Below are 9109 nucleotides of genomic sequence, written 5' to 3' on the forward strand. Positions count from 1 at the left end.
GACGTACGTTATATGGAGAGCAGTTTGCCGCAGGATAAGCTGGACCAGCTTACCAGAGGGATTCGGATAACCGACATGGAAGAATATAATAGTGTTCTATCCACCTATAGCGACTATGCTATTGAGCAAAATCAGAAAGTAATGAACCCAGCCTATCAGCAAGAGTAAGTGACAAAGGAGATCGCACATCATCGTGCGGTCTCCTTTCTTTATGTCTAAAGGCCGAAATATCAAACGCGCGTTCTCATTCACGCCATCTTTTGCTATAATGGATGAAGCAACTTTCAGTGAGTATGTGGAGAAAGCAGTTATTTTGAGGAGATGACCGTTTGCGCGTTCTTGGAATTGACCCTGGTTATGCGATCGTTGGATTTGGTTTCATAGATAAGATCGGACATAAGCTTACGCCCGTTCAATACGGTGCGATTCAGACGGAAGCTCATACGCCTTCAGAGCAGCGTTTGCTGCAAGTTTACGAGTCTGCGGGCGCTTTAATGGATAAATATAAGCCGGACACTATGGGCATAGAGAAACTATTTTTTAATCGAAACGTGACGACGGCTTTTGATGTGGCGCAGGCTAGGGGCGCTATTATTTTGGCTGCTGCGCAGCGCGGATTGCCTATTGGCGAATATACGCCGCTTCAAGTAAAGCAGGCGGTTGTTGGTTATGGCAAAGCGGAGAAGAAACAAGTGCAAGAAATGGTTAAGGTTTTTTTGAAGCTTTCGGCAGTGCCGAAGCCCGATGATGTTGCCGATGCGCTCGCTGTTGCGATCTGTCATGCGCACTCGGTCGTACTCAATCAGAAAATAAATGAGGTGAAACGTTCATGATCGATTTTTTAAGAGGCAATGTCGTCCATCTAGAATCCGAATATATCGTTCTGGACGTAAGAGATACCGGTTATCGTGTATTTACTCCTAATCCGTATGCATTTGCAAAAAAAGAAGAACCCGTCGTCGTCTATATTCATCATAACGTTCGCGAGGATGCTGTTCTGTTGTTTGGCTTTGAGACGAGAGAGGAGCAGACGCTGTTCCGCAAGCTGCTGGAGGTATCCGGCATTGGTCCGCGCGTCGCTTTGGGCATTTTGTCAGGTGGTCGACCGGATGCGGTTATAGCCGCTATTCAGCAGGAAAATATAGCGTTTCTCATTAAGCTTCCGGGCATAGGGAAAAAAACCGCACAGCGGATGATTCTAGATCTAAAGGACAAGCTGATCGGGGCGGGGCTGGATGGAGGTCTTTTGACTGCAGCAGGTGTTGCGCTTGATCTTACATCGAGCAGGCATTCAGGTCAAGGCGCAGGCACCGCTTGGCAGGAAGCAAGGGAAGGGCTTGCTGCGCTGGGCTACACAGCAGCGGAGCTTGATAAAGCATGGAATGGATTGCAGCATAGCGTTACGGCGGAGGAATCAGTCGATTCTTTGATGAAGCGGGCTTTGCAGCAGCTATTTAAAGGTTAAAGTAGGGAGATGAAGGCAGATGGATGATAGAATCATTTCCGCCAACCTGATGATGGAAGATCAGGCAGTTGAGCTCAGCTTGCGTCCCCGTTATTTAGCCGAATATATTGGGCAAACAAAAGCCAAGGAAAACTTGAAAATATATATTGAAGCAGCAAAATTGCGCAAAGAAGCGCTTGATCATGTACTGCTGTATGGTCCTCCGGGTCTTGGTAAAACGACTTTGTCGAACATTATTGCCAATGAGCTCGGAGTGAGCCTTYGCACGACATCCGGACCTGCAATTGAACGTCCTGGTGATCTTGCCGCACTGCTCACGAACCTGCAGGAAGGCGATGTACTCTTTATTGATGAAATTCATCGCCTTCATCGTACGGTAGAAGAAGTATTGTACCCGGCAATGGAAGACTTTGCACTCGACATTATGATTGGCAAAGGGCCGAGCGCTCGATCGGTTCGACTCGATTTGCCGCCTTTTACCTTGATTGGCGCGACTACAAGAGCAGGGCTTTTATCTGCACCGCTTCGTGATCGTTTTGGCGTAGTGAGCCGACTAGAGTTTTATACGATGGATGAGCTTGCGTTCATCGTGGCTAGAACAGCAGAAATATTAAACGTCAGCATTGTAGGAGAAGCGGCTTCTGAGATTGCGATGCGGTCTCGAGGAACACCGAGGATTGCGAATCGTCTTCTTAAACGAGTACGTGATTTCGCGCAGGTGCGCGGCGACGGCGTGATCACACATGATATCGCGCGTTCGGCGCTTGAGCTGCTGCAGGTAGATAAAATGGGACTCGACCTCATCGATTTCAAAATGCTGCAAGCGATGATGACTACTTTTGCCGGCAGGCCAGTTGGCCTTGATACGATTGCAGCAACGATAGGCGAAGAAAGCCAAACAATTGAAGATGTCTATGAGCCGTATTTAATGCAAATCGGTTTTCTACAGCGAACGCCGCGAGGCCGGATTGCTACGGAAAACGCCTATCGTCACCTAGGTCTACCAATACCGGGGAGGTAGTACGCCATGAGTTCCAGAGCCAATGGTGCCGCTGAGAAACTTTATGTTATCTATGATGGCCATTGCAATCTGTGCCTCGGTTCCATTGCGAAGCTGAAGGAGCTTCATTCTAAAGCGGATTTGCATTATGTTCAAATTCAACAGTTGGAGGCAGCAGGCAGTACGGAACAGCTAATTCCTTCCGTTGGTCTGTTGAAATTTGAAGAGTTGTATGAGAAAATGCATGTTGCTGATGAGCAGGGGCAGCTCTTTGCTGGTGCGGATGGAATTGTCCGTATATTAAGAACGGTAAAGGGCTTTCGCTGGCTATCCGTACTTTATCGAATACCTGGTATGAAAAGCATAGCAAATCGTATGTACAAATTTGTAGCCAAAAGAAGATATGAATGGTTTGGATCTACAGAACAAAGCTGTTCCGTTAATGGCTGCGAATTGCCGCGGAAGAGGGAGGAGAACAACAGGAATGTCAATTAAACGGAATATGAAGCGTTACTTAATCATGACGATCGCAATTGTACTGCTCGCTACAGCTTGGACAGGCTCTCCATCACAGGCAGCAGTACCAAAGCTCGACAATATCCGAGTTGCTTTGTTCATGCAATTGCCTGGGAAATACGATGATACGACAGCAGCTGCCACATTTTCATCAACGGGTGGAATGAGCATCGGTGTAAGGCAGCCTGATGGCATCAATAATTGGTTTAATGTAGATGGAGCAGCTACAGCTCGATTCGCAGTTGACAGCTTTAAAGTCAAAGTGTACGAGAGCTCCACGTTTGCTTCAGCTCTAGCTGTGCAGAAACGTTTGCAAGCTTTGAAAGGTACTGCTTTTATAACATCCCTTTCAAAAAATGGTGCAATCATCTATCAGGTTATTGAAGGTACATACAAAACAGCTGCAGAAGCTGTGACTGCACAAACGAAGTGGAAGGGTGATAGTGAGCTGTCTAAGCTAGTTGGAGGCTCGAACTCGGTGGTTCAAGGCCCACTTCATTTGGAGAGCGGTCCTTTGACCAGCAAAGCGGATGCGATAGCAGCAGCAAGCGGCTTCGGCGCAGTTGGCCTCGATGCCTATGTTGCTATTCGTTCACAGCAAAGTGGATCAGCGTACTACTCGGTAATGGTAGGGGCGGCTGTATCAGCTGCTGAGCTGCAAATTGTTAAAGCAGCTGCCGCAAATGCTTCAGGCGGAGCTGCGTTGAAGGAGGCCGATGCTAGTTCGGCTTACTTGCTCATAAGAAATGATCATACCGTAACTGCCAAAGCTGAAAGCAGTACTGAGCTCTATATGTTTGCTGGCAACGATACGAAGGTTACGGTATCTCCAATCGGGAATGATCCAATTAAGCTAAACGAGCGGAGCGCTCGCAGCTATAGAGGACTATTTGAGCTTAGTATATTAAATGGACGGATGGCAGTCGTAAATGAACTTCCATTTGAACAATACTTATATTCAGTTGTAGGTGTGGAAATGTACCCTACATGGCCTATCGAAGCACTTAAGGCACAAGCGGTTGCTGCACGCACTTATGCTTTAAATCGAGGATTTGGTTTCCAAATCGCGCATGTCGTGGATACGACTTTAAGCCAAGCATATTACGGTGTAGGCTCAGAGCGGCCATCAACCATTGCTGCCGTCGAAGAGACAGCAGGCGAAGTTGCATTGTACAATGGAAAAGCAATTGATGCGATCTATTCAGCCAACAGTGGTGGATTTACGGCTGATGCCAAAGAAGCATGGGGCAACGCAGTTCCTTATATGCAGGCTGTCAAAAGCCCGGACGCTTCATCGGAGGTAGGTTTGAACAATTGGTACCGCGTTGTTGTCCCTAGCGGAGCTATTGGTTATATTAGAGAGGATTTACTAGCCGAGACAGGAGAAACGACAGCAGCAGGAAGTCGTATCATGCTAGTAAATACAAACGGCACAAAAGTACGCAAGCATCCTCTTATACAGGATACGATCCCTGTCATTGCAACGGTTGACAACGGAACACGGGTCGTTGTGCTGGATAAAAGTGTAGAATCCAATTCAATGACTTGGATACGTGGTCCTTACAGTGCACAAGAAATGTTAACAACGATTAACGGCAAAGTGAAGACTCCCGTCTCAGGTCCGCTCAAATCACTCGAAGTGAGCCAGCGCGGCGCTTCAGGACGTGCGACAGAAATTACAGCAAATGGACAAAAGCTAACTGTTACTTATCCAATTGATTATCGTGCTGCACTAGGTGTACAAGGGTCCTTGCCTAGTACGTTGTTCCAGATTGAGGAAACCGCGAAGGTTGCTATGCTTGGTGCTGGAGCTACAACACGTACGAAGCCGTCGGATTCGAATCCTGTTTATATGATTAGTGCTGGAGGCACAAAAACAGAGGCGGTTAACGCTAACTTGTTTATATTAGATGGCAGCGGTAATATTCGCGCAGCTACGAAGGAGCCTTCGTTCCGTTTTGTAGGGTCTGGCAACGGACACGGGGTCGGATTATCGCAATACGGAGCATTAAGCCTAGCTCAGCAAGGGTATGACTATCAATATATTTTGAAATACTACTACAAAGATGTCACCATCGCTAAGGAATGATTGAATCGATATGAACGTAGAATGGTTTGATTTTGAATTACCAGAACATTTAATTGCTCAGACGCCATTGCTTGACAGAACGGCCTCGAAATTGCTTGCATTAAACAAGCAAACAGGCGAATTGACACACAATAGATTTACGGATTTAGAGCAGTATGTTAAGCCTGGAGACGTTCTAGTTCTAAATGACACTAGAGTTATTCCAGCCAGGTTGACGGGGATGAAGAGCGATACGGGCGCAAAGATTGAGCTATTGTTATTGAAACAGCTAGAGGATGGCAGCTGGGATGCGCTCGGAAAACCGGCTAAACGTTTGAAGGTCGGCACCGCACTCTCCTTTGGAGATGATGGTGCAGGTAATCCGCTGCTGCGCGCTGTTGTTGAGCAAGAAGGCGAAATGGGCGGACGTACGATACGTTTTGAATATGAGGGGATATTCCAGGAGCTGCTTGACCGTCTTGGAGAAATGCCATTGCCTCCGTATATCAAGGAAAGGCTTGAAGAACGCGAGCGGTATCAAACCGTGTATTCCAAACATGCGGGGTCGGCAGCAGCACCAACGGCGGGCTTGCATTTTACGGAAGAATTTCTTCAGCGTCTGCAAGCGAAGGGCGTTAAACTCGCCTACGTAACACTGCATGTTGGACTAGGCACATTCCGCCCAATGTCCGTTGACCTTGTTGAGGATCATGAAATGCATGCAGAGTATTATGAGCTGAGTGAACAAAATGCCGCAATAATTAATGAAGCCAAACGGAGCGGAGCACGTATTATCGCTGTAGGGACAACCTCATCTCGCACGCTGGAAACCGTTGCTGCTCGCTTTGAAGGAAAAGCAATCGAAGCTTGCAACGGCTGGACATCTATTTTTATTTTCCCAGGTTACGAGTTTAAGCTTGTCAATGCATTACTCACCAATTTTCATCTACCAAAGTCAACGCTCGTTATGCTTGTAAGTGCGCTTGCTGGACGAGATGCTGTCATGCACGCCTATGAAGAAGCGATTGCTCATGAATATCGATTTTTCAGCTTTGGCGATGCCATGTTTATTTACTAATTAGGAATAGGAAGCGTGAATTGTGGCTGTAAAATATGAATTAATCAAACAATGCAAACAATCAGGAGCAAGACTAGGACGTGTACACACTCCGCATGGTGTGATTGAGACGCCTACCTTTATGCCAGTAGGAACACAAGCTACTGTGAAAACGATGGCTCCAGAAGAACTGAAAGCGATGGATGCTCAAATTATTTTGAGCAACACCTACCATTTGTTCCTAAGACCGGGACATGACATTGTAAGAAATGCCGGTGGATTGCATAAGTTCATGAACTGGGATCGTCCCATTCTAACAGACAGCGGCGGATTCCAAGTTTTTAGTCTTAGCGAAATGCGTAAGATTACCGAAGAAGGCGTACACTTTCGTTCCCATCTCAATGGCGACAAAAAATTTCTTTCACCAGAAGTAGCGATGGAAATTCAGAATGCTCTTGGCTCTGATATTATGATGGCATTTGATGAATGTCCGCCATTTCCTGCCGAGCATGACTATGTGAAGAAATCGTTGGAGCGTACAACACGTTGGGCAGAACGCTGCCTTAAGGCTCACGCAAGACCACATGACCAAGGGCTGTTCGCTATCGTGCAGGGGGGGATGTACAAAGATTTGCGTATTCAAAGCGCAAATGATTTGACTTCCATGGATTTCCCGGGGTATGCTATTGGTGGACTGAGTGTTGGAGAGCCTAAACATCTGATGTATGATGTGCTCGACTATACGGTTCCCATTTTGCCAGCGAATAAACCACGCTACCTTATGGGAGTTGGATCGCCGGATGCATTAATTGAAGGGTCTATCCGGGGTATTGATATGTTCGATTGTGTTCTGCCAACGCGTATTGCTCGCAATGGGACAACCATGACAAGCCAAGGCAGACTCGTCATCCGTAATGCGAAGTACGCTGAGGATTATGGTCCTCTGGATCCAGAGTGCTCATGCTATACATGCACGAATTATTCCAGAGCTTATATCCGGCATTTAATTAAAGCGGATGAGACGTTCGGTATGAGGCTGACGACTTATCACAATTTGCATTTCTTGCTACAACTCATGCGGGACGTTCGGCAAGCGATCATGGATGACCGGCTTTTGGATTTCCGGGATTCCTTCTTCACAAGCTACGGCCTGTTCGATAATGAGAAAGGGTTTTGAAAGGAGGGATTTCGATGTTGCAAGCAGCAGGTGAAGCAGGATCAACAAATATCCTACAAATGATTTGGCCTTTTGTGCTTATGTTTGCGGTTTTTTATTTCTTGCTTATCCGTCCGCAGCAGAAGAAACAAAAGACTCGTGCAAGCATGCTTAACCAATTGAAGAAAGGCGATAAAATTTCAACAATTGGTGGATTGCATGGCACAGTCGTTGAGCTGAGTGACGATACGGTTGTTATTCGTGTCAACGATACAACTAAAATGACATTTGAGCGCAGCGCAATTAATACAATTATCAACTCCGCACCAGCGTCGGTTGATTTAGAGAAATAATTAAAAAAACCGACTGACATGCTTGCATGTTAGTCGGTTTTTTTTTGTAAATGTTCATTTCTTCATATTTACGCCAATCATACCGCCAAATGCGCCTGATAAGAGAGCAGCGCCTAGAAGAAGGATGCTATGTACGGATAAGGAAGCATTTGATGCAAGAAAGCTGATAATGATAACAATTACGCCATAAAGCAAACCGAGCAATGCACCATTATACCAGCCTTTGTTCTCAGAGCGTCTTCCTGATGTAAAGCCCCCCGCCAGTGCTGCGAAGCCGTGAACCAGCATGGCGTTAGAGGGCAAACTGCTTTCCTTCATTGCCGTAAAATGCAAAAGCAGTGAGAGCAGCAATGCGCCTACTGCTAGCCAAATGATTGAAAAAAGCACTCCGGCAAGCAAAGGTGAAGCGATTAAAGGCGGCTTAGGTGCTTGTTTAACCGAACTCATCATATTCCCCCCAGCGTTATGAACGTATTACTTATCCATATGGTCAAGCTAGGTAGAATAGTACAGGAATTAGCTTGTCAGTATGTATTTATGAGCAGCTTATTCCGCATTGCCATATATTCGTATAAACAGCAGGAGTATGATGTTGTAACACGTAGGTCAGAATAGCTTTACGGACAAAACGCAGCTGGCATCAGCTCGAATGATAAAGACGAGGAGGCGGTTTCCTTTGGAATTTTGGGGCCTGTTGATCCGGACGATAATGATTTATTTCGTCGTATTTCTGATCATGCGTTTTATGGGAAAACGAGAAATCGGTAAACTTTCCGTGTTCGATCTCGTTATTTCAGTCATGATTGCTGAGATTGCAGTCATTGTTATTGAAGACATGGAGCGGGCGATGTGGGAAGGCATCTTACCGATGGTCGTTTTGATGATTATTCAAGTAGGCAGTGCTTTTATGACGATGAAGAGTCGAAAGCTAAGACTGCTGTTTGATGGCAAACCAAGTGTAATTATTGACAAGGGCAAGCTGAATAGTGACGTTATGCGCAAGCAGCGGTACAATCTGGATGATCTAATGCTGCAGTTAAGGGAAAATAAAATCAGTGCTGTATCGGATGTTGAATTTGCGATTTTGGAGACGAGCGGYAAGCTGTCCGTCATACCCAAGGAAAATGCTGATGAGTCTGAAGAGGGCAGTAATGAAGGTCAGGAATCAGAGCGATCCGACCAAAAGCTGAAGCAGTACAATCAAACGAATATTTTTCCACCGAAATATCGCTTTGAGATATTGCCTGTCCCGCTTATTATGGATGGCAAGGTGCAGGACAAAAACTTAGAAAATCTTGAAAAGACAAGATTTTGGTTAAAAAATGTTTTGCAGGAAAGAGGCGTCTTCGATTTTAAGGACGTGTTTTTTTGTACGATTGACTATAAAGGGAAGTTGTTTATTGATACGCATGATAAAAAACCGCGTTAAAGAGAGGTGGACTGACCCCCATTTGTGAGACAGGGATCAAAACACCTTTCAAGTTTAAACGGCCA

At 46.0% G+C, this 9109-nt stretch carries 11 protein-coding genes; 10 read left to right on the forward strand and 1 reads right to left on the reverse strand.

Annotated features, from left to right (window positions below; translation table 11 throughout):
• The first annotated feature begins 12 nt into the window (after positions 1–12).
• From AC1DSE_RS23970 to yajC, 9 genes are all read left to right on the forward strand, one after another.
• Positions 13–168: a BofC C-terminal domain-containing protein gene (locus AC1DSE_RS23970; protein WP_477528296.1), complete on the forward strand. Its 156-nt coding sequence runs from the start codon at positions 13–15 to the stop codon at positions 166–168.
• Positions 169–329: 161 nt separating this feature from the next.
• Positions 330–833 carry a crossover junction endodeoxyribonuclease RuvC gene (gene ruvC, locus AC1DSE_RS23975; RefSeq protein WP_477511933.1) on the forward strand — a complete coding sequence of 168 codons (504 nt, stop codon included), beginning with the start codon at positions 330–332 and terminating at the stop codon, positions 831–833.
• Positions 830–1465, forward strand: a complete 636-nt coding sequence (gene ruvA / locus AC1DSE_RS23980; protein WP_054027250.1) for a Holliday junction branch migration protein RuvA — start codon at positions 830–832, stop codon at positions 1463–1465. The genes ruvC and ruvA overlap by 4 nt, the downstream gene beginning before the upstream one ends.
• A 19-nt stretch (positions 1466–1484) precedes the next feature.
• Positions 1485–2486, forward strand: coding sequence for a Holliday junction branch migration DNA helicase RuvB (gene ruvB / locus AC1DSE_RS23985; RefSeq protein WP_477528295.1), 1002 nt, complete (start codon positions 1485–1487; stop codon positions 2484–2486).
• A gap of 6 nt (positions 2487–2492) precedes the next feature.
• Positions 2493–2960 (forward strand): thiol-disulfide oxidoreductase DCC family protein, encoded by a 468-nt coding sequence (locus AC1DSE_RS23990; protein WP_477511934.1) that lies wholly within the window; start codon positions 2493–2495, stop codon positions 2958–2960.
• Complete coding sequence (locus AC1DSE_RS23995; protein WP_477511935.1) at positions 2950–5070, forward strand: SpoIID/LytB domain-containing protein; 2121 nt, start codon at positions 2950–2952, stop codon at positions 5068–5070. Before AC1DSE_RS23990 ends, AC1DSE_RS23995 begins: the two co-directional genes overlap by 11 nt.
• A gap of 10 nt (positions 5071–5080) precedes the next feature.
• The gene (gene queA / locus AC1DSE_RS24000) at positions 5081–6127 is read left to right on the forward strand and encodes a tRNA preQ1(34) S-adenosylmethionine ribosyltransferase-isomerase QueA (RefSeq protein WP_477511936.1); all 1047 of its coding nucleotides are present in this window, start codon (positions 5081–5083) and stop codon (positions 6125–6127) included.
• A gap of 22 nt (positions 6128–6149) precedes the next feature.
• Entirely contained in the window at positions 6150–7283 is a 1134-nt protein-coding gene (tgt, locus tag AC1DSE_RS24005; protein WP_179089915.1) for a tRNA guanosine(34) transglycosylase Tgt, read from the forward strand.
• Positions 7284–7297: 14 nt separating this feature from the next.
• Positions 7298–7615 carry a preprotein translocase subunit YajC gene (gene yajC, locus AC1DSE_RS24010; protein ID WP_076270836.1) on the forward strand — a complete coding sequence of 106 codons (318 nt, stop codon included), beginning with the start codon at positions 7298–7300 and terminating at the stop codon, positions 7613–7615.
• A 54-nt stretch (positions 7616–7669) separates the two neighbouring features.
• On the opposite strand, the gene AC1DSE_RS24015 is transcribed toward yajC, so the two are convergent.
• Entirely contained in the window at positions 7670–8062 is a 393-nt protein-coding gene (locus tag AC1DSE_RS24015; RefSeq protein WP_076270835.1) for a TIGR04086 family membrane protein, read from the reverse strand.
• A gap of 262 nt (positions 8063–8324) precedes the next feature.
• On the opposite strand from AC1DSE_RS24015, the gene AC1DSE_RS24020 reads away from it, so the two are divergent.
• Positions 8325–9044: a YetF domain-containing protein gene (locus AC1DSE_RS24020; RefSeq protein ID WP_430057844.1), complete on the forward strand. Its 720-nt coding sequence runs from the start codon at positions 8325–8327 to the stop codon at positions 9042–9044.
• Positions 9045–9109 lie beyond the last annotated feature (65 nt).

This window comes from Paenibacillus sp. 01L418, assembly GCF_056400045.1.